This is a genomic window from Streptomyces sp. NPDC000878 (genome assembly GCF_053599695.1).
Genome location: NZ_JBSFMT010000072.1, coordinates 26,565 through 52,682, shown reverse-complemented (window position 1 = coordinate 52,682; position 26,118 = coordinate 26,565). Strand labels below are relative to the sequence as shown.

At 71.3% G+C, this 26,118-nt stretch carries 22 protein-coding genes; 6 read left to right on the top strand and 16 right to left on the bottom strand.

Going from position 1 to position 26,118, the window contains the following annotated elements; translation table 11 throughout:
• Positions 1 to 98: 98 nt before the first annotated feature.
• Positions 99 to 929: a lipoyl(octanoyl) transferase LipB gene (gene lipB, locus ACWDR4_RS40500; RefSeq protein ID WP_450415994.1), complete on the bottom strand. Its 831-nt coding sequence runs from the start codon at positions 927 to 929 to the stop codon at positions 99 to 101.
• 248 nt (positions 930 to 1,177) lie between these two features.
• On the opposite strand from lipB, the gene ACWDR4_RS40495 reads away from it, so the two are divergent.
• Positions 1,178 to 2,623: a regulator gene (locus tag ACWDR4_RS40495; protein ID WP_450415992.1), complete on the top strand. Its 1,446-nt coding sequence runs from the start codon at positions 1,178 to 1,180 to the stop codon at positions 2,621 to 2,623.
• Between the two features lie 143 nt (positions 2,624 to 2,766).
• Here ACWDR4_RS40495 and ACWDR4_RS40490 read toward each other — a convergent pair whose 3' ends face one another.
• Both ACWDR4_RS40490 and ACWDR4_RS40485 read right to left on the bottom strand, forming a co-directional pair.
• Positions 2,767 to 4,170 (bottom strand): NAD(P)/FAD-dependent oxidoreductase, encoded by a 1,404-nt coding sequence (locus ACWDR4_RS40490; RefSeq protein WP_450415991.1) that lies wholly within the window; start codon positions 4,168 to 4,170, stop codon positions 2,767 to 2,769.
• Positions 4,171 to 4,396: 226 nt separating this feature from the next.
• On the bottom strand, positions 4,397 to 5,296 hold the full coding sequence (locus ACWDR4_RS40485) for a TIGR01777 family oxidoreductase (protein ID WP_450415990.1): 900 nt from the start codon (positions 5,294 to 5,296) through the stop codon (positions 4,397 to 4,399).
• A 62-nt stretch (positions 5,297 to 5,358) separates the two neighbouring features.
• Here ACWDR4_RS40485 and ACWDR4_RS40480 point away from each other — a divergent pair, with 62 nt between their 5' ends.
• Positions 5,359 to 5,898: an N-acetyltransferase family protein gene (locus ACWDR4_RS40480; protein ID WP_450415988.1), complete on the top strand. Its 540-nt coding sequence runs from the start codon at positions 5,359 to 5,361 to the stop codon at positions 5,896 to 5,898.
• Between the two features lie 22 nt (positions 5,899 to 5,920).
• Here ACWDR4_RS40480 and ACWDR4_RS40475 read toward each other — a convergent pair whose 3' ends face one another.
• Positions 5,921 to 7,105 carry a MarP family serine protease gene (locus ACWDR4_RS40475; RefSeq protein WP_450415986.1) on the bottom strand — a complete coding sequence of 395 codons (1,185 nt, stop codon included), beginning with the start codon at positions 7,103 to 7,105 and terminating at the stop codon, positions 5,921 to 5,923.
• 215 nt (positions 7,106 to 7,320) lie between these two features.
• On the opposite strand from ACWDR4_RS40475, the gene ACWDR4_RS40470 reads away from it, so the two are divergent.
• Together ACWDR4_RS40470 and ACWDR4_RS40465 are read left to right on the top strand one after the other, a co-directional pair.
• The gene (locus ACWDR4_RS40470) at positions 7,321 to 8,115 is read left to right on the top strand and encodes a peptidoglycan recognition protein family protein (protein WP_450415984.1); all 795 of its coding nucleotides are present in this window, start codon (positions 7,321 to 7,323) and stop codon (positions 8,113 to 8,115) included.
• A gap of 115 nt (positions 8,116 to 8,230) precedes the next feature.
• Positions 8,231 to 8,488 (top strand): hypothetical protein, encoded by a 258-nt coding sequence (locus ACWDR4_RS40465; protein ID WP_450415983.1) that lies wholly within the window; start codon positions 8,231 to 8,233, stop codon positions 8,486 to 8,488.
• Between the two features lie 35 nt (positions 8,489 to 8,523).
• Here ACWDR4_RS40465 and ACWDR4_RS40460 read toward each other — a convergent pair whose 3' ends face one another.
• The 7 genes from ACWDR4_RS40460 to ACWDR4_RS40430 all read right to left on the bottom strand — a co-directional run bounded on the left by ACWDR4_RS40460 (position 8,524) and on the right by ACWDR4_RS40430 (position 17,854).
• Entirely contained in the window at positions 8,524 to 9,048 is a 525-nt protein-coding gene (locus ACWDR4_RS40460; protein ID WP_450415996.1) for a DUF4240 domain-containing protein, read from the bottom strand.
• 140 nt (positions 9,049 to 9,188) lie between these two features.
• Positions 9,189 to 10,184 (bottom strand): helix-turn-helix transcriptional regulator, encoded by a 996-nt coding sequence (locus tag ACWDR4_RS40455; RefSeq protein ID WP_450415981.1) that lies wholly within the window; start codon positions 10,182 to 10,184, stop codon positions 9,189 to 9,191.
• Positions 10,185 to 10,460: 276 nt separating this feature from the next.
• Positions 10,461 to 11,813, bottom strand: coding sequence for a hypothetical protein (locus tag ACWDR4_RS40450; protein ID WP_450415980.1), 1,353 nt, complete (start codon positions 11,811 to 11,813; stop codon positions 10,461 to 10,463).
• Positions 11,814 to 11,923: 110 nt separating this feature from the next.
• On the bottom strand, positions 11,924 to 13,528 hold the full coding sequence (gene cimA / locus ACWDR4_RS40445; protein WP_450415978.1) for a citramalate synthase: 1,605 nt from the start codon (positions 13,526 to 13,528) through the stop codon (positions 11,924 to 11,926).
• Positions 13,529 to 13,860: 332 nt separating this feature from the next.
• Positions 13,861 to 15,117 carry a TolB family protein gene (locus ACWDR4_RS40440; protein WP_450415976.1) on the bottom strand — a complete coding sequence of 419 codons (1,257 nt, stop codon included), beginning with the start codon at positions 15,115 to 15,117 and terminating at the stop codon, positions 13,861 to 13,863.
• 276 nt (positions 15,118 to 15,393) lie between these two features.
• Positions 15,394 to 16,482: a branched-chain amino acid aminotransferase gene (locus ACWDR4_RS40435; RefSeq protein ID WP_450415975.1), complete on the bottom strand. Its 1,089-nt coding sequence runs from the start codon at positions 16,480 to 16,482 to the stop codon at positions 15,394 to 15,396.
• Positions 16,483 to 16,813: 331 nt separating this feature from the next.
• Positions 16,814 to 17,854: a 3-isopropylmalate dehydrogenase gene (locus ACWDR4_RS40430; protein ID WP_450415973.1), complete on the bottom strand. Its 1,041-nt coding sequence runs from the start codon at positions 17,852 to 17,854 to the stop codon at positions 16,814 to 16,816.
• 143 nt (positions 17,855 to 17,997) lie between these two features.
• Between ACWDR4_RS40430 and ACWDR4_RS40425 the strand changes: the two genes are divergently transcribed.
• Positions 17,998 to 19,554, top strand: coding sequence for a purple acid phosphatase family protein (locus ACWDR4_RS40425; protein ID WP_450415971.1), 1,557 nt, complete (start codon positions 17,998 to 18,000; stop codon positions 19,552 to 19,554).
• Between the two features lie 25 nt (positions 19,555 to 19,579).
• Here ACWDR4_RS40425 and ACWDR4_RS40420 read toward each other — a convergent pair whose 3' ends face one another.
• Both ACWDR4_RS40420 and ACWDR4_RS40415 read right to left on the bottom strand, forming a co-directional pair.
• On the bottom strand, positions 19,580 to 19,711 hold the full coding sequence (locus ACWDR4_RS40420; protein WP_006374903.1) for a hypothetical protein: 132 nt from the start codon (positions 19,709 to 19,711) through the stop codon (positions 19,580 to 19,582).
• 303 nt (positions 19,712 to 20,014) lie between these two features.
• Complete coding sequence (locus ACWDR4_RS40415; protein WP_450415969.1) at positions 20,015 to 20,557, bottom strand: GNAT family N-acetyltransferase; 543 nt, start codon at positions 20,555 to 20,557, stop codon at positions 20,015 to 20,017.
• A gap of 135 nt (positions 20,558 to 20,692) precedes the next feature.
• Between ACWDR4_RS40415 and ACWDR4_RS40410 the strand changes: the two genes are divergently transcribed.
• The gene (locus ACWDR4_RS40410) at positions 20,693 to 22,615 is read left to right on the top strand and encodes a glycoside hydrolase family 97 catalytic domain-containing protein (protein ID WP_450415967.1); all 1,923 of its coding nucleotides are present in this window, start codon (positions 20,693 to 20,695) and stop codon (positions 22,613 to 22,615) included.
• A gap of 6 nt (positions 22,616 to 22,621) precedes the next feature.
• Here ACWDR4_RS40410 and ACWDR4_RS40405 read toward each other — a convergent pair whose 3' ends face one another.
• The 3 genes from ACWDR4_RS40405 to ACWDR4_RS40395 are packed head-to-tail and all read right to left on the bottom strand — an operon-like array spanning position 22,622 to position 26,118.
• Positions 22,622 to 23,458: an alpha/beta fold hydrolase gene (locus ACWDR4_RS40405; protein WP_450415965.1), complete on the bottom strand. Its 837-nt coding sequence runs from the start codon at positions 23,456 to 23,458 to the stop codon at positions 22,622 to 22,624.
• A gap of 44 nt (positions 23,459 to 23,502) precedes the next feature.
• Complete coding sequence (gene pruA, locus ACWDR4_RS40400; protein ID WP_450415964.1) at positions 23,503 to 25,134, bottom strand: L-glutamate gamma-semialdehyde dehydrogenase; 1,632 nt, start codon at positions 25,132 to 25,134, stop codon at positions 23,503 to 23,505.
• A 57-nt stretch (positions 25,135 to 25,191) separates the two neighbouring features.
• Positions 25,192 to 26,118, bottom strand: a complete 927-nt coding sequence (locus tag ACWDR4_RS40395) for a proline dehydrogenase family protein (RefSeq protein ID WP_450415962.1) — start codon at positions 26,116 to 26,118, stop codon at positions 25,192 to 25,194.

Here is a 26,118-nt window from a genome sequence, read left to right as displayed (position 1 = left end):
CGGCGTTTGAGGACGAGCGCGTTCTAGCGCGATACGGGGGTTCGGGGGCGGAGCCCCCGAGGATGGGACGGGTAGGGGCGGCGGGGGCGAGGAAACCCCTACGCCGAGGCCCGCTCCACCACCCGCGCCCGCAACTCCGCCCCCTCCATCACGCCCCGCAACTGCCGCTCCACCACCGGCAGCACCTCCCCCACCGTCACATCCCGCCCCAGCTCACTCGCGAGCGACGCAACCCCCGCATCCCGGATCCCGCACGGAATGATCCGGTCGAACCAGACCGTGTCCGGATTCACGTTCAGCGAGAAGCCGTGCATCGTGACGCCCTTCGCCACCCGGATCCCGATCGCCGCCAGCTTGCGGTCCTCGCGGCGCTGTCCGGCGTTGGAGGGGGCGTACTCGGGCCCGTTCAGGCGGGGGTCGAACTCGTCGTCCGTCAGGCGGGGGTCGAGGTCCAGCGAGAGGCCGCCGAGCGCTGCGGCGGGGCGAGTCTCCACCGGGTCGCCCAGCACCCACACCCCACTGCGCCCCTCCACCCGCGACGCCTCCACCCCGAACTCCGCGCACGTCCGGATCAGCGCCTCCTCCAGCCGCCGTACATGCGCCACGACGTCCACCGGCCGCGGCAGCTTCTGGATGGGGTAGCCCACCAGCTGGCCGGGGCCGTGCCAGGTGATCTTGCCGCCGCGGTCCACGTCGATGACCGGGGTGCCGTCGAGGGGGCGCTCGCTCGGTTCGGTGCGCCGGCCTGCCGTGTAGACCGGGGGGTGTTCGAGGAGCAGGCAGGTGTCGGGGATCTCGTCCGCGAAGCGGGCCGCGTGCACCCGGCGCTGCTCGTCCCAGGCCTCCTGGTAGTCGACGTACTCGACGACATCGGTGCCATCGGCGCCCTCTGTGCCGAATCCCATACGGACGAACCGCAACTCACTCACGGCAAGCGCCTCCCCGGCTACCTGGCTCCCTGGTTCCGTCAGGCACGTAACGCGCCCAAGCCACTGTACGTCCGGCCGCTGCCCGTCAGTCCGGCGCCCAATCCTCACACGATCGGATGAATGTACGTCGAAATGTGCGATCGGCTGCTTACGCTCCGCTACATTCGCGCCGTTCGCCAGGCCATAAGGGCTGCTCACCAGCAAACCGGGCACATCAGAGGGCCCGAAGGCAGGAGACCGCACCGCAGATGACGGAACGACCCGCGCAGCGCACTCCCAATCGACAGCTCGCCGCGCTCATCGCAGAAGCGGGATTCTCCAACGCGGGTCTGGCCCGTCGGGTCGACCAGCTCGGCCTTGAACACGGACTCGATCTCAGATACGACAAGACATCGGTGACCCGATGGCTGCGCGGACAGCAGCCGCGCGGCACCACTCCCGCCCTCATCGCCGAGGTGTTCACCCGGCGCCTCGGACGCCGGCTCAGCGCCCAGGACCTCGGGCTCGACGCCTGCGCGCCCGTCTACGCGGGGCTGGAGTTCGCGGCCACCCCCGAGGAGGCCGTCGACATCGTCAGCGGCCTGTGGCGCAAGGACTCCGGCAGCCATGCCGAGCTGCGCAAGATCGCCTTCACCCCGGCGGGGCTCGTCGTGCCCAGCCGGGACTGGCTGATCGGGCGGCCCGACGACCGGGTAGGACGTGGCGAGCAGCCGCCGGCCGCCGTCCGGGTGCCCGTGCAGGGCCGTCCCGGTGTGCCCCGGCAGCGCGGGCAGGCCGAGCGCGGGCCCGGGCAGAAGGTCACCGGCGGCGACATCGCCGCCCTCCGCTCGGTCGGCGAGCTGTTCCGCACCCTCGACGACGCCTACGGCGGCGGCCACGCCAGACAGGCCCTCGTCCGCTACCTCGAACACGAGACCGAGCCCATGCTGCGCGGCACGTACGGCGAGCAGACGGGCCGCCGTCTGTTCGCGGCGGCCTCCGACCTCACCCGGCTCGCGGGCTGGACGTCGTACGACATCGCCGCGCACGGCCTCGCCCAGCGCTACTTCGTGCAGGCGCTGCGGCTCGCGCAGGCGGCGGGGGACCGGGCGTACGGCTCGTACGTGCTGGCCACCATGAGCCGGCAGGCCGTCTACCTCGGGCACGGGCGGGAGGCCGTGCAGCTCGCGCGGGTGGCCCAGCAGGGTGTCGGCACGACCGCGCCGCCCGTCGTGCAGTCGCTGCTGCACGCGTGCGAGGCGCGTGCCCACGGGGTGCTGGGTGAGGTCCGGGCCTGTACCGCCTCGCTCGTACGGGCCGAACGTGCCCTCGAAGCGGCGCGGCCCGGTGACGAGGTGCCGCACTGGGCGCGGTTCTTCGACGAGGCGCAGCTCGCCGACGAGTTCGGGCACTGTCACCGTGATCTGCAGCAGTTCCGTGCGGCGGCGCAGCATGCGGAGCGCTCGCTGCAGCTGCGTGCGCCTGCCTTTGCCCGTAGCCGGCTCTTCTGCCGGGTCGTGCTTGCCTCGGCCCGGCTGGGGCTGGGCGAGCTGGATCAGGCGTGCCAGTTGGGGGCCGAGGCGGCGGGGGCGGCGGCTGAGATGCGGTCTGTTCGGGCGACCGAGTATGTGCGGGACTTCGAGCGGCGGCTGGAGCCGTACCGGGATGCGGCGCCTGTCAGGGGGTACCGGGACAAGGTTGCCGCGCTCGGGTAGGGGCGGTGTGGGGTTGTCGGTTCGGTGCTGCGCCGTTGTGGCTGGTCGCGCAGTTCCCCGCGCCCCTTAAGGGGCGCGGCGGAGCCGCACATCGATACAGCCCCACGTCCCTAAAGGGGCGCGGCAGAACCGTGGCTATCAGCTCACGCCGCCTCGGCCGGTGCCGTCGTGCGTGTCGGTAGTGGCTGCGGTACCTGTGCCGGGTCCGCGCCCAGGTCCGTCAGGATTGCTGAGGCGGCTCGGTGGCCGGAGTGCAGGGCGCCCTGGACGGTGCTCGTGTCCCGGTGGTCGCCGCATACGTACAGGCCCGCCAGGAGGCGTACCGGGCGGCGCAGGTCGTGGGGTGGGCGCATCGCGGGTACCGCTTCGGCGGTGTGGTGCACGGCGAGGGTCTCCCAGTGGGTGGTCGACATGCCGTAGAGGCGGGACAGGTGGGCTCGTACCGCCGTGTCCACGTCCTGGGGAGGGGGGCCCAGGACCGTCGACGAGATCAGCGGGCGGCCTGCGGGGGAGCGGGACGGGTCCACGCGGCTGATCACCGCCGTGTGCGCGACCGGGCCCCGGCGATCCGCGTCCAGGAGCAGGAACGCGCCGGTCGCGGGCGCCTCGTCGGCCGTGTGGTGGACGACGGTCACCGGGTGGAAGTCGGGTACGCGCAGGCCGGGCAGCAGCTCGGCGGCGGCGCGGGCGTCGGTCGCCACCAGGACGGCACGGCAGCGCAGTTCGCCGTGGTCGGCGGTGGTCACCAGGTTCGTGGCGATGGATGTGACCTGTACCCCGGTGTGCACCGTGCCGGGCGGCAGCGTCCCCGCGAGCAGCTCCGGCAGGGTCTCCGCGCCGCCCTCCGGCACACACAGCCGGCCGCTCGCGAACGCCCGCAGCGCGAGATCCGCGCAGCGGCTCGACGTGGTCAGGTCGGGGTCGCAGAGCAGCGCGGCGAGCAGCGGGCGCAGGAAGCCCTCGATCGTACGGGCGGGCAGGCCGCGGTTGGCCAGGGCGCGGGCGGCCGGTAACTCGGGGCGGGCCAGCAGCCGTGCCACGGGGACACCGGCGAGCCGGCCCAGCGCGGCGCCGAGCCGGGCCTGGTCGACCGCGCCGCCGACCGCCCCGGCGAGCGGTGCGCCGGTGCGCGCCCCCGCCGATGCCGTCGGCCGGGGGGACCTGACCGTCCTCGCCGACCTGGGGGCGCTTGCCAGGGCGCGCACCGCACCGAGTGCGCCCCGTGCGCTCCCGCCGCCCGACGGAGCGCCCGCGCGGTGCCTGCGTCCGTCGCTGTGGACCAGGACACCCGGTGCGAAGGGACGCAGGACGAGCGCGTCCAGGCCCGGGGTCAGCCGCAGTTCGGGATACGACGTGGACAGCAGCTGCCCGATCCGGTCGAGCCGGAAACCGTCGACCTTCTCGGTCGCCATCCGGCCCCCGACGTAAGGGGCGGCCTCCAGGACCGCGGTCGTTACTCCTGCGCTGGTCAGCCGATGGGCAGCCGCGAGTCCGGCGACCCCGGCCCCCACGATGACGACGTCCGCCTGGTACGCGGGCTCAAGCACGTGCCCTCCCTCGATCGCGGTGTGACGCGGCCGGCCAGGGCTCCGCTGCCCCAACAGGCGTACGGGATAAGCGAGTTCGGTCCTTCGGACTGTTCAGACCGTTCTGACCGAGAGTAGGTCTGCTCGCGGCCGGCGGAAGTCGCGCATGAACAGGGCACGGTCGCACAGCGGTCGCATGCCGTCGCACACGGTCAACCGGGGTGCCAGGTCGGGGCGCGGAGGAGGATCAGGCGAGCGCTGCCCGGATCGCGTCGTCGATCTCCGGGAACGCGAACGTGAACCCGGACTCCAGCAGCCGCTTCGGCAGCACCCGCGCGCTGCCGAGCACATCCCCGGACATCTCGCCCAGCACCAGCCGCAGCACGGGCGAGGGAACCGCGAAGAGCGTCGGCCGGTGCAGCACACGCCCCATCGCCGCCGTGATCTCGCGGTTGGTGAGAGGCTGCGGCGCTGTCAGGTTGAACGGCCCGGACAGCCCGTCGGTGTCGATGAGATGCCGGATCGCGGCCACCTCGTCGTGCAGCGAGATGAACGACCAGTACTGCCGCCCGTCGCCCATCCGGCCGCCCAGACCCGCCTTGAACAGGGGGAACAGCTTGCCCCAGGCCCCGCCGCCGCGCGCCACCACCAGCCCGGTCCGCGCGAAGACCGTCCGTACGCCGGCCTCCTGGGCCGGTCCCGTGGCCGCCTCCCACTCCACGCACAGCGACGGCAGGAAACCGTCCCCCGCGGGGGCGTCCTCGTCCACGGCCCGCTCGCCGGTCTCCCCGTAGTAGCCCATCGCGCTGCCGTTCACGAAGACCCGCGGCGGCTCGTCCAGCGCGGCGACCGCCTCGGCGAGCGTCGCCGTCCCCAGGAGGCGGCTCTCACGGATCGTCCGTTTGTACGCGTCCGTCCAGCGCCGGTCCCCGACCCCCGCCCCGGCCAGGTTCACCACGGCGTCGCAGCCCACGAGCCCCGCCGCGTCGACCGTCCGCGTCCCGGGGTCCCAGCGGACCTCGTCCTTCGTCCGGGGCGCACGCCGTACCAGGCGGCGCACTTCGTGGCCGTCGGCGGTCAGCGACCGCACCAGGGCCGTACCGATGAGACCGGACGCACCGGCCACCGCGATTCGCGAGCGTTCCATGGTCCTATCCTGCGCCACCTGCCCCTGACCCGTTGTCGTACCCCCGCTCTACAGTGATCTCCATGCCGCCCGACTCGCAGCGATCACACCGGCCGAACGACGCGTACGAGAGCGGCGAGCCGTTCGTGCGCCTCGCCCTGCCCGACGACGAGGACGTCCTCGGCCGGCTCGACCGCGCCACCTGGTCCACCCTGCACTCCGTCACACCCCGGGCCAGACCGCCGTACACGCCCTTCTTCCAAGAGACCTCCGAACCGGGCGACCACCTGGTCGCGGTGGCGGGTGACGGTCTCGTCGTGGGCTATGTCAAGCTCGCCCGGCCCACCCCGCTCGCGTCGAACGCGCACGTCCGGCAGATCCAGGGGCTCGCCGTCGCCGACGAGGCGCGGGGCCTGGGCGTGGGGCGGCTGCTGATCCGGGCCGCCGTGGCCGAGGCCCGCCGCCGGGGCGCCCTGCGCCTCTCGCTGCGCGTCCTCGGACACAACACCCCGGCCCGCAGGCTGTACGAGTCGGAGGGCTTCGTCGTCGAGGGCATACAGCCCCGGGAGTTCCTGCTGGACGGGGAGTTCGTGGACGACGTACTCATGGGCCGGGAGTTGTAGCCACACCAAGGGCCCAGGACGTCTACGACGTGACCAGGTCTCCCGTGTCCACCGGTGTCGTCGAGTTCGCCGCACGTTCGGCGTCGCCGGAGACCTCGTCGACCGTCAGGACGTAGCCCGTCTCGTCGTCGGACGTGGAGCGGGCGAAGACCACGCCGAACACCTTGCCGTCCGTGGTGAGGAGCGGGCCGCCGGAGTTGCCGGGGCGGACGGTCGAGCGGATCGAGTAGATCTCGCGGGTCACCGTCTCGCTGTTGTAGATGTTCTGGCCCCTCGCGCGCACCCTGTCGGCGACCGTCGCGGCCTGCAGATTCAGGTCGCCGTCCTGCGGATAGCCCGCGACCACCGCCGAGTCGCCCCGCTTCGCGCTGTCGTCGAAACGCAGGACGGGGGCGCGCAGATCCGGGACGTACAGCACGGCCACGTCCTTGTCGGGGTCGAAGAGCACCACCCGCGCCGCGTACGCCGTCCCGACGCCGCCCACCCGGACGGTCGGTTCGTCGATGCCCGCCACCACATGGGCGTTGGTCATCACATGCCGGGCCGAGTAGACGAAACCGCTGCCCTCGCGGCCCTGGTTGCCCGCGACGCCCTCGACCTTGACCGTGCTCATCTTGGCCGCGTTCGTCGCGCTCGCCGTGACACTGTCCCCGGTGGGCTTGGCGACACTCGTCGCCGGTTCGTTCTCGAAGGGGTTGAAGACCTGCGGGAAGCCCGCCTGGGTGAGCGCGGACGTGGCCCGCGAGAACCAGGTCGGGGTGGTCTCCGGCATCGCGTTCTGCACCGCGCCCAGCAGCGCCGAGTCCCGGATCGCCGTCGTGACCAGCGGCGAGGAGGAGGCGCCCAGGACGCTCGCGGCGACCCAGGCCACCATCAGCACGGCGACCGCGTTGGCCACGGCTCCGCCGACGCCGTCGGCGATCCGCAGCGGCCCCTGGTCCAGCTCGCGGCGCAGCTTCAGCGCGAATCTGCCCATCAGCTCATGGCCCACCACGGCCGGCACCAGCACCGTCAGCACGGCCGTCACCGTGGCGGCGGGCGTCCCGGCCTCGACCAGCTCCATGATCCACGGCAGCACCCACACCCCGATGACGGCGCCGCCCACGAATCCCGCCAGTGAGACACAGCCCGCCACCAGACCGCGCCGGTACCCGGACGCGGCATAGCCGAGGATCACCAGCAACAGCAGGATGTCGAGCAGGTCCACTCCGGCCGCCTTTCTCCTGGACCCCTTGGTCCCCCTGTACATGCGCTTTACATGCGGTAGTACGCGCGGGACGGGCCCGGTGATCAGCCGCCGGTCACTCCCACAGGCGCTTCAGATCCCCCGACCCCTAAAAACGTCCCGGACCGGGACGTTGGTTCCACCAAGTGGCACACCACACATCGCGGGCGGAACGGAACCGACCCACAGTGGGCCCCATGGGGTCCAACGGGTCCGTGGGTGACTCGCGTGTCCGCCGCGTGCCGGGCGCCGCCCGCGCGGCGCTCGCCTGCCTGCCCGGAATCGCCGCCGCGGCCGGACTGGTCCTGTGCGCGGCCGGCGTGGACCGTACGACCGCGCGCCCCGCCCACCCCGTCGCGGCCCGCCCGGCCGTCGCCCACCCCGCCACCAAGCCGCGCATCGTGCCCCGTACCGCCTGGATCGCGGACGCCGAACGCGACCAGCCGCCGCCGCGCTACGACGACCGGGTCGTCGCCGTCTTCATCCACCACACCGACTCGCCCAACGGCTACGACTGCGCCGACGCGCCCCGCATCATCCGCTACCTGTATGCGGGCCAGACCGGCACCCGGGACTGGGACGACATCGGCTACAACTTCGTCGTCGACCGCTGCGGCACCATCTACGAGGGCCGCGCGGGCGGCGTCGACCGACCCGTCACCGGCGCCCACACCCAGGGCTTCAACCACCGCACCACCGGTATCGCCGCCCTCGGCACCTTCACCGCGGGCGTTCCCGTGCCGCAGGCCATGACCGACGCCATCGCCGCCCTCGCCGCCTGGAAACTCGGCCTCTCGGGCACCGACCCGCGCACCCGCGTACCCCTGGTCTCCAGCAACAGCCTGAGCCGGTTCCGCTCCGGCACCACGGTCTCGCTGCCCGCCCTGGCCGGCCACACCGACGGCTACATGACGAGCTGCCCAGGCGCCGCCCTCACGGCCCGCCTCCCGGCGATCAGACAGACGGCGGCACGACTGCAGGGCAGGCGCTGAGGCGAGATGCCCGCAGGGGCTCGCACGGTCTCACAGGTAAGGCACAGCGCACTCAACGAAGCGCCCCAACTCCCGGTCCTAACTTCGTCGTACGCACTGACTGGAGGTGGGGATCATGAGCAGCAGCAGTCGTACGAACCCGCTGGAGCGGACCGGCGGCAAGAGGTCTTCCGGTGGCTGGGCCGGGGCCGCGCGGAACCCGTGGACCGTGCTCTGCGCGGTGGCGACGGTCGTCCTGGGCCCGGCGGCGGTCACGGCGTCCGCCCTCGACCAGGCCAACGCGGCCCCCATGCACCACGCGGTACGGGCCGACCACACGCAACAGGCGTACATCCCGTCGGACCTGACCCGACGCCGAGGCGCGGCGGCCTGAAGGGCAGAAGGCCTGAAGGCCTGAAGGCCAGGCGGTCAGCCGCCCTTGAAGCGCTGCCACAGCTTGGGAAACCGGTCGGCGAGCGCCCCTTCGTCCGCCAGGTCGAGCGGTGTGCCCTCGGGCTCCGCGGGCGCGGGCGGAATACCCAGGTCCGGGGCGGCGGTGCCGGTGAGCTGCTCGTACGCCTCGTCGGCCGCGTAGCCCAGCTCTTCGCCGTCCCCGTCGATCTCGTCGTCGAAGTCGTCCAGGAGATCGGCGAGCGAGTCCGGATCGCCGTGCAGAGCACCTTCGAAGACCTCACGGCCCTGCCCGATCAGCCAGCACCGGAAGAAGTCGAAGGCGTCCTCACCGGCCCCGTCGAGCAGCACCCGGGCGGCGCCCCACAGGTCCCAGCGGTAGGCGCGGTTGTAGCGCGACTCGAAGTGCCGGGCGAAGTCGAGGACCGAGTCCGGATCGAGCTGGAGCAACCGCTCGACCAGCAGATCGGCCTGATCCTCGGGGTCACCCTCGGCGGCCTCACGGGTCGCGTCCACCAGCTCCCAGAACTCCGTCTCGTCCATCACGGGTCAAGCATCGGGCCTGGGGGAGAGGTGCGCACGTGGAGCTGCACGGATTGTGATGGGGTGTACAGGGCTCAGGGGCGTGTGGTGTGCGCTCACGAGGATGCGGTGCGGGTGCTCACGGGGTACTCACGGCGTGCTCATGGGGTGTACATGGCCCCCAGCCGCCGCGCGTCCCGTGCGAACCGCGCCCGCAGTTCCGGCGGCGCCAGCACCTCCGCCTCCGGCCCGAGCGCCGCCAGCTGTGCATGGGCGACCTCCGCCGACTCGACGGCGAGCGTCACGGTGACCCGGCCCTGGTCGTCGGGGTCGCCGCCGGCCGCCAGCGCGTCCCGGGCGGCCACGGGATCGACGGCGTACGGCAGTCCGCGCGCCCCTTCCGCCGAGAGCCGTACGACGACCTCGGCGCGCAGGATCGACCGCGCGAAGTGTGCGGCGCGCTCCGCCCAGAACGCGGGGAGGTCGAAGGCGCCGTCGCGAGTGAAGCGCTCGTGCTCCCCGGCGACCTGGACCGAGGTGAAACGGTCGACGCGGTACACCCGGAAGGGCTCGGCACCGGCGTGTTCCGGGACGCGGGCGCACAGGTACCAGACGCCCGCCTTGAGGACGAGTCCGTACGGCTCCAGTGTGCGTTCGACGTCGGCGTCGGCGGGGTCGCGACGGTAACTGGCCAGGATCGTACGGTCGTCCCACACGGCGTCCGCGACGGCGGGCAGCGACTCGGGGGTGGTGGGGTCGCTGAACCAGGCGGGGGCGTCCAGGTGGAAGCGTTGGGCTGCTGTGCGGGGGGTGTCGTGGAGGGCGGGCTGGAGTGCGGCGGCCACCTTGAGGCGGGCCGCCGAGGCGGTGTCCTCCAGGCCCATCTCGCGCAGAGCGCCGGGCACTCCGCTCAGGAACAGGGCCTCGGCCTCGCTGCGGGCGAGTCCGGTGAGCCGGGTACGGTACCCGCCGATCAGCCGGTATCCGCCGGCCCGTCCCCGGTCGGCGTACACGGGCACGCCCGCCTCGGAGAGGGCCTGCGCGTCGCGGGTGACGGTGCGCTCGGAGACCTCCAGCTCCCGGGCCAGCTCGGCGGCGGTCATACCGGACCGGGCCTGAAGAAGCAGCACCATTTTGATGAGACGGGCAGCGCGCATGGGGGCATTGTTTCGCCCCCGCCGCCCTTACCCGTCCCATCCCTCGGGGGCTCCGCCCCCGAACCCCCGTATCGCGCTGAACGCGCTCGTCCTCAAACGCCGGACGGGCTGACTGACTCAGCCCGTCCGGCGTTTGAGGACAAGGCCCGTTCAGGGCCGTAGCGGGGGTCTGGGGGCGCAGCCCCCAGGGGACGGCGAGTGGGTGGCGGGAAGGTCGGCCTGTGCGGCCTCGGTCTCGGACGCCGGGCGGGCTGGGTGATGGCTGCCGGCGTTGGCTCAGAATCCGCCGCCGAAGTCTCCGCCGCCGCCGAAGTCCCCGCCGCCGAACCCGCCCCCGTAGTCCCCGGAGTCGAAGTCCGCGCCGGACATGTCGCCGCCCTCGGGGCCCCGGAAGTCGCCGTATCCCCCGCCGTAGTCGGCCGCGTAGGACGGGGTGGCCATCATGCTGCCGAGCATCGTGCCGACGAGGAGGCCGGGCAGGATGCCGCCGCCGAAGTAGCCGCCCGCCCAGGGGCCGTACGCCGGGCCCGCGTCCCAGTAGGGGCGGGGGCCGGAGGCCGTTTCCACCTCGCGGATCGCCGGGTCGTGGCCGTCGACGAGGCGGGCTCGGTCGGCCGCGCAGACCGGTACCTCGCGGGGTGCGCCGCCCGCCGGGGTCCAGGTCGCGTCGGTGACCGAGGGGCCGTGGCGCGGGTCGAAGAAGCAGGGGCCACGGCGTTCGGGGAGCGGGTGGCCCTCGCGGCGCGCCGCCAGTTGTGCGAGCGAGAAGCGGCCGTCCTCCAGGGTCTGCGTCACCGCGCGCACCTCCTCGGGGCGCCGGGTCGCCGCCATCAGTGACTTCGCCTTGTCGTAGGAGTCCAGCCCTCGTTCGTAGTCCGCGCGCATCGCGTCGTCGGCGCCCGTCTCGGCAGGGTGGAAGTCGAGCCGGTCCAGTTCCTCGCCGAACGCTGTGATGTCCTCGTCCACCACGACCGTCAGCTTGGCCAGCGCTGCCCGCCGCTCCTCCTCGTGCCGTGCGCGGTTGCGCCGGACCAGTGCGTACGCGCCCACGCCGCCCGCCGCCAGCACCGCGCCTACGGTGATCAGCGCACCGGCGTCCACCCCTCCACCGGAGTCGCCACCGCTCCAGGTGGCCGGTGCCGAACCGCCGACACTGCCGCGCAGCGCCGCGTCGACGAAGTCGTTGAGCTGGGCCTTCGGATCGTCCGTGCCCCGTACCGCCGTCACCAGGTTGTCGACCGCCGACGCGCTCAGCACGCTGCTGTCTGCCCGCGCGTCGAAGAGGTCACCGAGGCGGACGGCGTACAGACCGGTGACGCCGGTCTCCGTACGGAGGTTCGTGAAGAGGTTCTCGGCCGGGTAGTCGGCCGGGAGGACGGCCACGAAGACGGGCTTGTTCGCGTCCTTGATCTTGTCGGCCAGCGCGTCGGCGTCGGACGAGGAGAGGAGGTCCGAGGCTGCCGGGTCCACGTACACCGGGTCCGCGCGCAGTGCCTCGGCGACTTTGGAGAGGTCGGTGGCCGCCTGGGCGCCGGGCGCGGCGGCCGTCAGCAGCGCGAGTACCGCGAGTGTCGCGACGAAGGGCACCAGCAGTAGGCGTACGAGAGAACGGACCAGTACGGCCTTCATATCTTCGAAGTTACCCGAAAGAAGGATGAAATGGGCATCCTGCTTCTGGTGCCCGCGGTGAGAACAGGGGGCGGGGCATCGGCCCGCCCCCTCCACTCCGACCACTCCGCCTACTCCGCGGGCTCCACGCCCGCCCGCAGCAAGCCGTACGTGTACGCGTCCGCCAGGGCCTCCCAGGACGCGGCGATCACGTTGTCCGCGACGCCCACCGTCGACCACTCGCCCTTGCCGTCCGAGGTGGAGATGAGGACGCGGGTCGTGGACTGGGTGCCGTGCTTGCCCTCCAGGATGCGGACCTTGTAGTCGACCAGCTCCAGCTTGGCGAGCGGCGGGTAGATCTTCTCCAGGGCCACCTTCAGGGCGCGGTCGAGGGCGTTCACCGGGCCGTTGCCCTCCGCCGTCGCGACGATGCGCTCGCCCTTGGCGAAGAGCTTGACCGTAGCCTCGTTGGCGTGGCTGCCGTCGGGGCGGTCCTCGACGATCGCGCGCCAGGACTCGACCTCGAAGTACGTACGGACCTTGCCCTCGGCCTCCGCGCGCAGGAGGAGTTCGAAGGACGCGTCGGCCGCCTCGAACGTGTAGCCCTGCAGCTCGCGCTCCTTCACGCGCTCCACGACCCGGGCGACCAGTTCGCGGTCGTCACCCAGGTCGACGCCCAGTTCCTTGCCCTTCAGCTCGATCGAGGCGCGGCCCGCCATGTCGGAGACCAGCATCCGCATGGTGTTGCCGACCTGCTCGGGGTCGATGTGCTGGTAGAGGTCCGGGTCGACCTTGATGGCCGAGGCGTGCAGGCCCGCCTTGTGGGCGAAGGCCGAGACTCCCACGTACGGCTGATGCGTGGAGGGCGTCAGGTTGACGACCTCGGCGATCGCGTGGGAGATGCGGGTCATCTCGCGCAGCGCGCCGTCGGGCAGGACCTTCTTGCCGTACTTCAGTTCCAGGGCCGCGACCACCGGGAACAGGTTGGCGTTGCCGACGCGCTCGCCGTAGCCGTTCGCCGTGCACTGGACGTGGGTCGCGCCCGCGTCCACGGCGGCGAGGGTGTTGGCGACCGCGCAGCCCGTGTCGTCCTGGGCGTGGATGCCGAGGCGGGCGCCGGTGTCGGCGAGGACCGTGGCGACGACCGCCTGGATCTGGGCCGGGAGCATCCCGCCGTTGGTGTCGCAGAGGATGACGACATCGGCGCCGGCCTCGGACGCGGCGCGGACGACGGCCTTCGCGTACTCGGGGTTCGCGCGGTAGCCGTCGAAGAAGTGCTCGCAGTCGACGAAGACCCGGCGGCCCTGGGCGTGGAGGTGGGCGACGGTGTCGCGGACCATCTCCAGGTTCTCGTCGAGGGTCGTGCGCAGCGCCAGCTCGACATGCCGGTCATGGGACTTGGCGACCAGAGTGATGACGGGTGCGCCGGAGTCGAGGAGGGCCTTGACCTGCGGGTCCTGGCTCGCCTTGCCGCCGGCCCGGCGGGTGGCGCCGAAGGCCACCAGCTGGGCGTGCCTGAAGTCGATCTCCTGCTGGGCGCGGGCGAAGAACTCGGTGTCGCGCGGGTTGGCGCCCGGCCAGCCGCCCTCGATGAAGCCGACGCCGAAGTCGTCCAGGTGCCGTGCGATGGCCAGCTTGTCGGCGACGGTGAGGTTGATGCCCTCGCGCTGGGCGCCGTCGCGCAGGGTGGTGTCGAAGACGTGGAACGAGTCGTCGAGTTCGCTGGGTTCCGTCATGGTCTCAAGGCTCCTGGGATGTCGATCTCGGTCTGTACCGGAATGACCGGCTCCACCGTCCTCCGATGATCCCTCGCGCTCCTTCTCCGGCTGAAGGTGGGCCAGAAAAGCGAAAAACCCCTCGCGGGTGCGAGAGGTCTGCGCGCGGGTCGAAGACGACGGTGGCCGCCCGTACCTGGTCGTACGAGGCGGTCACTGCGGACCGGCGCGCCTGCTGCCAATAATCGTGGCGAACGAGAGCACGGGGGCAGTCTGGCACAGCACCGCCCCCATGCTCCCGGGTGTCTCAGCATGCGAACCCGAAGCGTGACCCGCCGGGTGGCCCGACAGGGTCAGCGCAGGCGGCGTACGAAGCCGTCGGTCTCGCCGTTCGTGTCGCCCCTGACCAGCTGCGCGGACGTGCTGCCGAGGCCGAGGAGACGGTCTCCGCCGCCGAACGAGGTGATGTAGACGGAGTCGTCCGTGACCGGGCCGCCGGCGACGGCGGGGCTCGCGAGCTGGGACCTGCCGGTGCGCAGGTCCCGTACATACGCGTTGCCCTGGCCCTGGGGCGCCGCGAACACATAGCCGACGTACCGGCCGTCACGGCTCAGCTCGGGCCCGAAGACCGCCGGGCCGCCCGCTCCGGCGTGGGACACACCCCGGGTCTTGTCCGTGCGCAGGTCTCGTACATAGGTGTTGGTGTTGACGGCGCCGCCGGCCAGCAGGTCGTCGCCGTGGTACTCGAAGGCGATGGTCCGGCCGTTCGCCGAGAGCGACGGGGTGAGGGCGTAGAACTCGGACGGCGTGCCGTCCGGCCTGACGTTGACGAGTTCCTCGGTGTCGGTGCGGCGGTCGTGCACCCACAGCCGGCCCCCGCCGCCGCGCGGCTCGAACTGGGTGTACGCCACATAGCGGCCGTCCGCGCTCAGGTCGAGGTGGTAGGCGCCCCGGGTCGGGTAGTCGCGGTTGGTGATCCGCTCGGTCCTGCCGGTGCGACGGTCGGCGACGTAGACCGCCGGGTAGATGGGCTTGTCGGCACTCTCCATCTGGCTGGGCCGGGCGTTGAAGGCGACGTAGCGGCCGTCGTCGGAGATCCGCGCGACTCCGTGGGCGTAGGCGGACGCGCCCGTCGGGGTCTTGCTGATCCGGTCCGTGCGGCCGGTGCGACGGTCGTGGACGTACACGTCCTGGGCCCATTCGACCTGCGGCTCGGGCCACTTGGTGAGGTTCGTCGCGGTCGAGACGAACACCACGAACCGGCCGTTCGGGCTGATGGCCGCCACATCGCTGCCCCGGTCGGCCTGGGTGCCGTCCGTCGCGACGCTCACCCTGGTCACCTTGCCGGTGCGCAGATCCCGTACGAAGGTGTCCTCCACGCCGTTCGTGTCGCCCCGGACCAGGTTCTTGGCGTTGGAGTGGAACGCGGCGTAACGGCCGTCGTCGCTGAGGTAGGGCCCGGACGAGTAGCTGTCACCCTGCTCGCCCGTGGCCGACACGGTGACCCGCTCGGTCGTGCGCGGCGCCGCCGGAGCCGCCGAGGTCACCGACAGCACCACCGCCCCCGCCGTGAGCGCAGCGACGGTCGTCGCGCGCGAAATTCCCCACATGTGTGTTCCCCCGTTTTCCCCGTTTTCCCCTGCCCCCGCAGGGTGCTGCTTCCGCGATGCATGCGATGCAAACGCACTTTCACGGTACGGGTCAATCGGCCATATTGCGTACAACCAGGACGCGAGTTCACGCGTCCGTGTGGACCTGACCGCCCCCGGGAACCAACGGCAGGGGTTCGGGGGCGTGCGGACCCGCGCCCCCGAAGGGGCGCGGGGAACTGCGCGACAAGCCCCCACCGGTCGGCAGCCGAACAACCCGCCTACCCCGCCAAGCCCTCAGCCGAGAACATGCATCCAACCGTGCGCGTCCTCCGCCGTCCCCCGCTGAATGTCGAGCAGCGCCTCACGCAGCCGCAGCGTCACCTCGCCGGGCTCGCCGCCGCTCTGCTGCCACTCACCGCTAGCGCGCTTGACCGTGCCGACGGGGGTGATGACGGCCGCCGTACCACAGGCGAAGACCTCGGTCAGGGTGCCGTTCTCGGCGTCGCGCTGCCACTGGTCGACGGAGACGCGGCCCTCCTCGGCGGTGTAGCCGAGGTCGCGGGCGACGGTGAGGAGGGAGTCGCGGGTGACGCCCTCCAGGATGGAGCCGGTGAGGGAGGGGGTGACGATCCGGTCCCCGTACACGAAGTACAGGTTCATCCCGCCGAGTTCCTCGATCCACTTGTGCTCGACGGCGTCGACGTAGCAGACCTGGGCGCAGCCCTGTTCGGCGGCCTCGGCCTGGGCCAGCAGGGAGGCCGCGTAGTTGCCGCCGGTCTTGGCGTCGCCCATGCCGCCGGGGACGGCGCGGACGCGGTCCTCGGAGAGCCAGATGGAGACGGGCTTGACGCCACCGGGGAAGTAGGCGCCGGCGGGGGACGCGATCACCAGGAACAGGTACTCGTTGGCCGGCTTGACGCCGAGCCCGACCTCCGTGGCGATCATGAAGGGGCGCAGGTAGAGGGACTCCTCGCCGCCGTGCGCGGGCACCCAGTCGCGGTCCTGGCGGACGAGCGCGTCGATGGCGTCGATGAACGTCTCGACGGGCAGCTCGGGCATCGCGAGCCGGCGCGCGGAGTGCTGGAAGCGCTGGGCGTTCTTCTCCGGGCGGAAGGTGGCGACGGAGCCGTCGGGCCGGCGGTAGGCCTTGAGTCCCTCGAAGATCTCCTGCGCGTAGTGCAGGGTCATGTTCGCGGGGTCGATGGAGAGCGGGCCGTACGGGACGAGCTGGCCGTCGTGCCAGCCGCGGCCCTCGGTCCACTTGATCGTCACCATGTGGTCGGTGAAGTGGCGGCCGAAGCCGGGGCTGGCCAGAATCGCCTCGCGCTCCGCGCCGGAAAGTGGCGAGGCCGAGGGCTTGAGCTCGATCGTGGGCGTCGTCATCAGTGGATGTCCTTCGCTTGCTGGCACGCCTCTGGGCAACCCCTGGTCTTTCGGCCGGGGGTCCGGGGGTTGTCCCCCGGAAGATGCAGCACCGGTTTTGTGTGTGACGGGCCGCGCTCACGCCTCTACTGCCAGTGGCCAGTGGTAGGACGTCCGAGCATTCCCTCAGTCCGCGGCTCCGCGTTCGATTATCGCGTGAGCGGGGCCATGGACGAAAAGGGCGTGAATGCGACCCAGGGGATGATGGTGACACCCGGCGGGGACGTAAGAAAAGCCGCCGGGTGCATATGCGACCCGGCGGCTTCGAGACTTCGAGTGGAGTGCCGCGGGGTCAGCCGGCTACTCGTACGGCGAGCGCGTCGCCGATCTCGTCGGTCGTACGGGTCGTGGTGCCGCGCTCCGCGAGGTCGGCGGTGACGGCGTCCTCGATGCGGACGGCCTCGGTCTCGTAGCCGAGGTGGCGCAGGAGGAGGGCGACGGACAGGACTGTGGCGCTGGGGTCGGCCTTGCCCTGACCGGCGATGTCCGGGGCCGAGCCGTGCACGGGCTCGAACATCGAGGGGTACTCGCCGGACGGGTTGATGTTCCCGCTCGCGGCGACGCCGATGCCGCCGGAGACGGCCGCGGCGAGGTCGGTGATGATGTCGCCGAAGAGGTTGTCGGTGACGATCACGTCGAAGCGCTCGGGCTGCGTGACGAGGTAGATCGTCGCCGCGTCCACGTGCATGTACTCGGTGGTGACGTCGGGGAACTCCTCGCCCACCTTGTTGAAGATGTCCGTCCACAGGTGACCGGCGTGCACGAGCACGTTGTTCTTGTGGACGAGCGCCAGCTTCTTGCGGGGGCGGGCCTGGGCGCGGGCGTAGGCGTCGCGGACGACACGCTCGATGCCGAAGGCGGTGTTCAGCGACACCTCGGTGGCGACCGCGTGCGGGGTGCCCTTGCGGATGGTGCCGCCGTTGCCGGTGTACGGGCCCTCGGTGCCCTCGCGGACGACCACGAAGTCGATCGCGGGCTGCCCGGCGAGCGGGGTGGCGACACCGGGCAGGAGCTTCGACGGACGCAGGTTGACGTGGTGGTCGAAGGCGAAGCGGAGCTTCAGCAGGAAGCCGCGCTCCAGGACACCGGACGGCACGCTCGGGTCACCGATCGCGCCGAGCAGGATGGCGTCGTGCTTCTTGAGCGCGTCCAGGTCGGCCTCGGTGAGGGTCTCACCGGTGGCGTGGTAGCGCCGGGCACCGAAGTCGAACTCCTTGGTCTCCAGCTTCACATCCTGCGGAAGGACGGCGGAGAGGATCTTGAGCCCCTGGGCCACGACCTCCTGGCCGATGCCGTCACCGGGAATCACTGCGAGATTGATGCTGCGAGACATAACGGCACCGTACTCCTGGTCCCATGGGATGACACGCGGTGTCCGCGATACGGACACGAGGGCGTACCCCGGCAGCGGCTCTTCGACTGCCGTTCACCCGTATGTGTGGCGGACGTTGGGGATTGCTGGGAGGTTCGCATCCTATGGACACCCCGAACGTCGGCATTCCGCCGCAGCCGGCCCGCCGGATGAGCATGGCGGAGCAGTACGAGTACCTGCGGACGCGACTCACCCGGCGCCGCGCGCTGGTGACGGCGGGCGCGCTGGCCGGCGGCGGGCTGCTCACCGGCTGTTCGTCGAGCACGGGCCCGGCGGCCCCCGCGACCAGCAAGGTCCCCGGCTCCGCCGTCACCCCGTTCGGCCGCCACCTGGCCTTCGGCGCCGACCCGAAGACGATGATGCGGGTCTCGTGGCAGGTGCCGTTCGCGGTCAGGAAGCCGTTCGTACGGGTCGGGCTCGCCCCCGGCGACCTGAGCCGCCGTATCGACGCCGAGGTCCGCCCGCTGCACACACCGGGCCTGCCGGGCATCCGCCTCGACCTGGACCAGTACTACGTGCACGCGGCGCTCGACGGACTGCGCCCCGGGACGACGTACTACTACGGCGTCGGTCACGAGGGCTTCGACCCGGCGTCGAGCGCGCGCCGCTCCACGCTCGGCCAGTTCCGTACGGCGCCCACGACCGCGCCCGCGAGCTTCGTGTTCACGGCCTTCGGCGACCAGGGCGTGACGCCCGACGCGCTCGCCAACGACAAGCTGATCCTCGGCCGGAAGCCCGCCTTCCATCTCCATGCGGGCGACATCTGCTACGCGGACGTCACCGGCCACGGCGAGAAGTCGGACACCTACGACCCGACCGCCTGGGACCTGTTCCTGAAGCAGACGGAGACGGTCGCGAAGTCGGTGCCGTGGATGGTGACGACCGGCAACCACGACATGGAGGCCTGGTACTCGCCGAACGGCTACGGCGGCCAGTCCGCCCGCTGGTCGCTCCCGGAGAACGGCTTCGACCCCCGGAACACCCCGGGCGCCTACTCGTTCACGTACGGCAATGTCGGCGTCGTGGCGCTGGACGCGAACGACGTGTCGTACGAGATCCCCGCGAACCTGGGGCACACGGACGGCCGCCAGACGGCGTGGCTGGGCCGGCGGCTGGCCGAGCTGCGCGCGTCGGACGGGATCGACTTCGTCGTGGTCTTCTTCCACCACTGCACGTACTCGACGTCCACCCACGCCTCCGACGGCGGCGTACGAGACGCCTGGCTGCCGCTCTTCGACAAGCACCGGGTCGATCTGGTGATCAACGGCCACAACCATGTGTACGAGCGGACGGACGCCCTCCGAGGCGGCCGGGTGGGCAGGAAGGTGCCGGTCGGCGCGTCGACCGATCCGACGCGCGACGGGACCGTGTACGTCACGGCGGGCGGCGCGGGGCAGAGCCTGTACAGCTTCCCGGTCGGGGTGAAGGACAGCTTCGAGGGGGAGGTCGTCGACCGGGAGTCGGTGGAGAGCTACTACTGGACGAAGTCGCAGGAGCGGCACGAGGACACCGTGGAGTGGTCGCGGGTGCGCTACACCGGCTACTCGTTCCTCTCCGTGGAGGCCGAGGCCGGCGCACCGGGCGCGGCTCCCCGGCTCAAGGTGTCCGCGCTGGCGGAGAGCGGGGAGCGGATCGACTACTTCGAGGTGCGGCGGGCGTAGCGGTGCTGCTCAGTGGCGAGGCTGCTCAGTGGCCCGTCTGGCCGCCGTTGTCCCTGCGGTCGAGGGCGCGCTGGAGGGCCGCTGCGGCGTTCTTGCGGTCGGACTCGCTCGTCGGGGAGACGTGGCGGACTCGGCGGCGGACGGTCGTCTCGGCCATGGGAAATCGACTCCTTCGGAGAATCCGGGAACCCGGAAAGGGAGCGCGGAGGGGGGATTCGAGACTCCCCCTCTGCCTAATGGGCGGGGGGTGCCCCCAGTCGGACGGGGAGCGGCGGTGCCGCAGGGGTTGCCTGCATGGGGCTCCGGCTCACGACCGTCATTCGCTTGGTCCAGCGAGACGTTCGGCTCCTACAAAGCTAGGCGAGGACAGGGCATCTGTCTCCACAATTAGTCGGACTTCCTACTATCTGAGACGGTGGATTGGGTCACACCCATCTGACCTGGCCTTTTATCGCGCGCCCTACAGCACGTCACCGTCCCGCCAGTCGAAGATCAGACCGTCGGACGGGTCCAGTGAACCGACAGCGGCCGGGCGTACGAAGACATCGCCCTCCTCGTCCGGAAGGTGGACGACTCCGTCCGGGCCGAGGGCGCTGATGCGGCCCGGCCAGAGCTGCCAGCCCCGGGCGAGATAGAGGGAGGCGCCGTCGGCGCTCGCGGAGAGCGCGCCGAAGTCGTAGCCGCCGTCGACGATCCGCTCCAGCTCGCCCAGCACCAGTCCGCCGAGGCCGCGACGGCGGGCGTCGGTGTGGACACCGACCGCTTCCACATAGCCGACGCGCAGCCAGCGGCCCCGGTGCAGCGCGCGGCGCATGACGACCGAGCCGTGGGCGAGAAGGCGACCCGTCTCGTCGTGGACGAGGGCGTGGATGCCGCCGAGCGCGTGTTCCCAGTCCTCGTCGGCGAAGCCACCGTCGAAGGCGGCGTCCATGAGGTCACGGGCGGCGGCGAGTTCGGCGGGAGTGAGGTCGGCCGTGTGGGCGGTGCGCAGGGTGGTGGACATGGGTCCAGTATCCCGAGGCGTCCGCAGATATTTACAGACACCTCCAGACGTGATTGATCCGACCTCCAACGCGCAGATAGCGCTGCGCGACACCTTGACAGCCCCAATTCCACCCAGCAGCCTCACAGTCATCGGATGACTGAACGGCTGAAGGGGTACTTCATGTCGATCGCGCTGACTCTCTGCTCCGCATTACTCGCCACCGCGGTGACGGCTCTCCCGGCAGGTGCGCATACCGGCGGTTCGGCGGCGGCCTGGGAGGTGAAGGCCCCGCCCGGCTCCTCCCCCACGGCCGTCGTCGCGCTGGACCCGGCCGACGGCCACCCGACCCTCACCGTGAGACGCGCCGGCGAACAGGTCCTCGCCCCCTCCCCGCTGGGTCTGGTCACCGAACAGGCCGATCTCTCCAAGGGGTTGGAGCTGACGAGCCGCACCACCCGGACGGTCACCGAGCGGTACACGTCTACAACGGGCAAGTCCCGCGAGCGAGTTGCCCGGATGACCGAGGCCCGCTTCCGCTTCCGTACGGCCGAGGGTGCCCGGCTCGACCTGGTGGTGCGGGTGGCCCGGGACGGCGTCGCCTATCGCTACGTCCTGCCGCGCGGCACCGGGAACGTCCTGCGCGAGGCCTCCGCCTTCACGCTCCCCGCGGACAGCCAGGCCGTCATCAACGCCTACCGCGCCGACAACGAACTCCCCTTCAAACGCTACGAGTCGGCGGCGACGGCCCCGGCGGGCCCCTTCTCGATGCAGGCCCTCTTCGACACACCCGGCGGCTACGCGCTGATCGCCGAGTCGGACCTCAACGGCACGTACTCGGGCGCCCACTTGACGCACGAGGCGAACTCACCGACGTACAGGGTGAGCCTCTGGAACGACGAACCCGTCGCTGTCGAGGGCTCGTTGAAGACGCCCTGGCGCACGATCGTCACCGGCGATCTGAGCACCGTGACGGAGTCGACCCTCGTCGACGATCTCGCGCCGCCCTCCAAGGTCCGGGACACGTCCTGGATCAAACCGGGCCCGGCCCTGTGGACCTGGCTCGCGGGCGGCAAGGAGGCCGGGCAGAGCCTGGCCGCGCAGAAGAGGTATGTCGACTACGCGGCCGAGCGGAAGTGGCCGTACGAGGTCGTCGACGCGGGCTGGTACTACAAGCCCGGCGAGTGGGACGTCATCGACCCCGACTGGCAGACGAACAGCTGGATGCCGGAGCTGGTGCGGTACGCGGCGGCGAAGGGCGTCGGCGTCCAGGTCTGGCTGCACTACACGCTCCTCACCGACCCGGTGGAACGCGAGAAGTGGCTCAGCACTCTGGCGAGTTGGGGCGTCAAGGGCGTGAAGATCGACTTCATGGACTCGGAGTCGCAGGAGCGGATGCGCTGGTACGACGAGGCCTTGGAAGCGACAGCCCGTCACCTCCTCCTCGTCAACTTCCATGGCTCGACCATCCCGAAGGGCATGCAGCGCACCTGGCCGCAGGTCATGACCATGGAGGGCGTGGGAGGCGAGGAGAAGCGCAACAACACCGCCGAGCAGCTGGCCGCGCTCCCCTTCACCCGCAATGTGATCGGCTCGATGGACTTCACCCCGGGCGCCTTCCACCGCCCGTTCCGCCCCAACGTCGCTTCCGACGCGGGTGAGTTGGGGCTGACGGTGCTGTACGAGTCGGGCATCCAGAACCTCGCCGGCACTCCGGAGTCGTACGAGGCCCGCCCCGAGGCCCGCGGCTATCTGGAGCAGCTGCCCAGGCGCTGGGAGGAGACACGGCTGCTGACCGGTGATCCGGGCAAGGCCGCCGTACTCGCCCGACGGGCGGCGGACGGGCGGTGGTTCATCGGCGGTACGTTCGCGGGCGCGGCACACACGGCGGACGTACCGCTGCGGATCGGCGCCGGGCGCTGGCTGGTGGAGACGGTGACGGACGGCCCGTCGGGGCTGGTGCGCGGGGCGCAGGTCGCGAAGGGCGGCACCACACTCGCCGTACCGGTGATCACGGACGGCGGCTTCGCCGCACTGGCCTGCCGCTGGCACCCGGGCCGGACGACCTGCGAGAACTGAGACTGGTCACAGCACCGGTGCGATCGCCTGCCGGAAGCCGGTCGGGTCCTCGACCCAGGGGAGATGACCGGCCTCCGGCAGGATCACCCGCGTGACGTTCGGCAGGGCCCGCTCCAGTGAGTCGACCGCGGAGCGGGGCCGGATGTCCCGGGCGCCGTCGACGATCAGCGTGGTCACGTCCAAGGCCCGGCAGGCGGTGTGCAGTTCGGACGTACCCCAGGTCTGTCTGGTCTCGGTGCCCAGGGCTTTGTTGCACTCGAAGTTGATCTCGAACCAGGGGTCGGCCATGCGCCGGGCGTGCTCCAGCGCCCGCTCCCGGTCCTCGAACTCGACGGACCACTGCAGCACCGCCCGTTCGCGGTTCCCATCCGTCAACTCCCGCCACCGGGCGAGCCGTTCGGGCACTTCACCGAGCCTGGCGAGGAAGTTCTCCTCGAACGGGCCACGCCATGTGGCCTCCGGGTCGATGCCGGTGCCGGCCACGTACACGAGCGCGGCGACGCGCTTCGGGTGAGCCAGTGCGTAGGACAGGGCCAGCTGCGCGCCCCAGGAATGCCCGAGCAGCGTCATCCGTTCCAGGCCGAAGTGGGCCCGTACGGCGTCGAGATCGGCGACGGCCCGCTCGCTGGTCCAGGGCCCGTCGGACGGCTCCGAGCGCCCACAGCCGCGCTGGTCCCAGCGGACGACGGAGGCCAGATCCCCGAGGAGTTCGGCGACGTCCTCGAACATGTCCCACAGTCCGGGCCCGCCGTGGCACAGCACCAGCGGCTCCTCGCCGCGCCCGGATCGGCGGGCCCACAGCCCGACCCCGTCACTGGTCAGCACACGCTCCGTCCAGGTCATGGGCCGAAGTCTGCCCGGCCCACGACCTGGTGCGCGAAGGAGTTTCAGCCCATGTGCGGGTACGTGTAGTCGGTCGGGGCGACCAGGGTCTCCTTGATGGCGCGGGTCAGGGTCCAGCGCATCAGGTTCTGCGGGGCGCCCGCCTTGTCGTTGGTGCCGGACGCGCGTCCGCCGCCGAACGGCTGCTGGCCGACGACCGCGCCGGTCGACTTGTCGTTGATGTAGAAGTTGCCGGCCGCGTAGCGCAGCTTCTCCATCGTGTACGCGGCTGCCGCGCGGTCGCCGGAGATGACCGAGCCGGTCAGGGCGTAGTCGGACACGGACTCCATCTGGGCCAGCATCGTGTCGTACTGGTCGTCCTCGTACACGTGCACGGCGAGGAACGGGCCGAAGTACTCCGTCGTGAAGACCTCGTTGGCCGGGTCCGTGCACTCCACGACCGTCGGGCGGACGAAGTAGCCGACCGAGTCGTCGTACGAGCCGCCCGCCACGATCGTGCACGTCGGGTCGGCCTTCGCGCGGTCGATGGCGGCCTTGTTCTTGGCGAAGGCCCGCTCGTCGATGACGGCGCCGACGAAGTTGGCGAGGTCGGTGACGTCACCCATGGTCAAGTAGTCGACCTCGGCGGCGAATTCCTCGCGGAAACCGTCGTTCCAGATCGACGCGGGGATGTAGGCGCGGGAGGTCGCGCTGCACTTCTGGCCCTGGTACTCGAAGGCACCGCGTGTGAGGGCCGTCTTCAGGACCGCCCGGTCCGCGCTCGGGTGAGCGACGACGAAGTCCTTGCCGCCGGTCTCGCCGACGAGACGCGGGTACGAGCGGTACTTCTCGATGTTCGTGCCGACCGTCTTCCACAGGTACTGGAAGGTCTTCGTCGACCCCGTGAAGTGGATGCCGGCCAGGTCCCGGTGCTCCAGGGCCACCTTGGAGACCTCGACGCCGTCACCGGTGACGAGGTTGATGACGCCCTTGGGGAGTCCTGCCTCTTCCAGTAGCTGCATGAGGAGAACGGCCGCGTGGGTCTGCGTCGGGGACGGCTTCCACACCACCACGTTGCCCATCAACGCGGGCGCGGTGGGCAGGTTGCCCGCGATCGCCGTGAAGTTGAAGGGGGTGATCGCGTAGACGAAGCCTTCGAGGGGGCGGTGGTCGAGGCGGTTCCAGACGCCCGGGGAGTTGGCGGGCGGCTGCTCGGCGAGCAGGTCGCGGGCGTACTTGACGTTGAAGCGCCAGAAGTCGACCAGCTCGCAGGGACAGTCGATCTCGGCCTGCTGGGCGGTCTTCGACTGGCCGAGCATGGTGGACGCCGCGAGGGTCTCGCGCCAGGGGCCGGCCAGGAGTTCGGCGGCGCGCAGGATGATCGCGGCGCGGTCGTCGAACGCCATCGCGCGCCAGGCGGGGGCCGCGGCGAGGGCTGCGTCGACCGCGTCCTGGGCGTCCTGCTGGGTGGCGTTGGCGTACGTGCCGAGGCGGGCCTTGTGGTTGTGCGGCTGCACGACGTCGACCCGCTCGCCGCCGCCCATGCGCCGCTCGCCACCGATGGTCATCGGCAGGTCGACCGGGTTCTCGGCCAGCTCCTTCAGCTTGGCTTCGAGCCGCGCGCGCTCGGGCGAGCCGGGGGCGTAGCCGTGCACCGGCTCGTTGACGGGGGTGGGGACCTGGGTGACGGCGTCCATGGGTTCCGTAACTCCTTTACTGAGCGGTGCGGTTGGCACTGAGCGGGGTGGTCGGCCTCAGCCCTTGGTGAGGATCGAGCGTCCGAAGAAGAGGAGGTTGGCGGGGCGTTCGGCCAGGCGCCGCATGAAGTACCCGTACCAGTCCGTCCCGTACGCCGTGTAGACGCGCATCCGGTGGCCCTCGGCGGCGAGTCGCAGGTGTTCGTCGCTGCGGATGCCGTACAGCATCTGGAACTCGTACTCGTCGGGCTTGCGGGTCGCGCGGCGGGCGAGTTCCTGGGCGATGGAGATGAGGCGCGGGTCGTGGGACCCGATCATCGGGTAGCCCTCGCCCTCCATGAGGGTCTTCAGGATGCGGACGTACGCCTTGTCGGTCTCGGACTTCTGCTGGTAGGCGACCTCGGCGGGCTCCTTGTACGCGCCCTTCACGAGCCGTACGCGGCTGCCGCTGTCGGCGAGGCGGCGGGCGTCGGCCTCGGTGCGGTACAGGTAGGCCTGGATGACGCAGCCGGTCTGCGGGAAGTCCTTCCGGAGTTCCTCGTGGATGGCGAACATCGAGTCGAGGGTGGTGTGGTCCTCCGCGTCCAGGGTGACCGTCGTACCGATCGCGGCTGCCGCCTCGACGACGGGCCGGATGTTGGCGAGGGCCAGCTCGTGGCCGCCCTCCAGCGCCTGCCCGAATAGGGACAGCTTGACGGACGTCTCCGCGCGGGTGCCCAGCTCCAGCTCGCCGAGGCGCGCGATCAGCTCCAGGTAGGCGTCCCGGGCGGCGGCGGCCTGCTCGGGGGTGGTGATGTCCTCGCCGACCACGTCCAGGGTGACTTCGAGGCCCCGGTCGGTGAGGTCCTGGACGATCGGGACGACGTCGTCGACCGTCTCGCCGGGGATGAAGCGGTCGACGACCGGCCTGGTCACCGGGGCCGCCGAGATGACGCGGCGCAGCCGGTCGCTGCGCGAGGCGGCGAGAATCACGGGACCCAGCAC

Coding starts and splice junctions, on each gene's coding strand:
- ACWDR4_RS40440 (WP_450415976.1), bottom strand. CDS start 15,117: ATGTGGGGAATTTCGCGCGCGACGACCGTCGCTGCGCTCACGGCGGGG.
- pruA (WP_450415964.1), bottom strand. CDS start 25,134: ATGGACGCCGTCACCCAGGTCCCCACCCCCGTCAACGAGCCGGTGCAC.
- ACWDR4_RS40470 (WP_450415984.1), top strand. CDS start 7,321: ATGGGGTCCAACGGGTCCGTGGGTGACTCGCGTGTCCGCCGCGTGCCG.
- ACWDR4_RS40495 (WP_450415992.1), top strand. CDS start 1,178: ATGACGGAACGACCCGCGCAGCGCACTCCCAATCGACAGCTCGCCGCG.
- ACWDR4_RS40485 (WP_450415990.1), bottom strand. CDS start 5,296: ATGGAACGCTCGCGAATCGCGGTGGCCGGTGCGTCCGGTCTCATCGGT.
- ACWDR4_RS40415 (WP_450415969.1), bottom strand. CDS start 20,557: ATGTCCACCACCCTGCGCACCGCCCACACGGCCGACCTCACTCCCGCC.
- ACWDR4_RS40405 (WP_450415965.1), bottom strand. CDS start 23,458: ATGACCTGGACGGAGCGTGTGCTGACCAGTGACGGGGTCGGGCTGTGG.
- ACWDR4_RS40465 (WP_450415983.1), top strand. CDS start 8,231: ATGAGCAGCAGCAGTCGTACGAACCCGCTGGAGCGGACCGGCGGCAAG.
- ACWDR4_RS40450 (WP_450415980.1), bottom strand. CDS start 11,813: ATGAAGGCCGTACTGGTCCGTTCTCTCGTACGCCTACTGCTGGTGCCC.
- ACWDR4_RS40425 (WP_450415971.1), top strand. CDS start 17,998: ATGGACACCCCGAACGTCGGCATTCCGCCGCAGCCGGCCCGCCGGATG.
- cimA (WP_450415978.1), bottom strand. CDS start 13,528: ATGACGGAACCCAGCGAACTCGACGACTCGTTCCACGTCTTCGACACC.
- ACWDR4_RS40420 (WP_006374903.1), bottom strand. CDS start 19,711: ATGGCCGAGACGACCGTCCGCCGCCGAGTCCGCCACGTCTCCCCGACG.
- ACWDR4_RS40430 (WP_450415973.1), bottom strand. CDS start 17,854: ATGTCTCGCAGCATCAATCTCGCAGTGATTCCCGGTGACGGCATCGGC.
- ACWDR4_RS40455 (WP_450415981.1), bottom strand. CDS start 10,184: ATGCGCGCTGCCCGTCTCATCAAAATGGTGCTGCTTCTTCAGGCCCGG.
- ACWDR4_RS40480 (WP_450415988.1), top strand. CDS start 5,359: ATGCCGCCCGACTCGCAGCGATCACACCGGCCGAACGACGCGTACGAG.
- ACWDR4_RS40435 (WP_450415975.1), bottom strand. CDS start 16,482: ATGACGACGCCCACGATCGAGCTCAAGCCCTCGGCCTCGCCACTTTCC.
- ACWDR4_RS40460 (WP_450415996.1), bottom strand. CDS start 9,048: ATGGACGAGACGGAGTTCTGGGAGCTGGTGGACGCGACCCGTGAGGCC.
- ACWDR4_RS40410 (WP_450415967.1), top strand. CDS start 20,693: ATGACTGAACGGCTGAAGGGGTACTTCATGTCGATCGCGCTGACTCTC.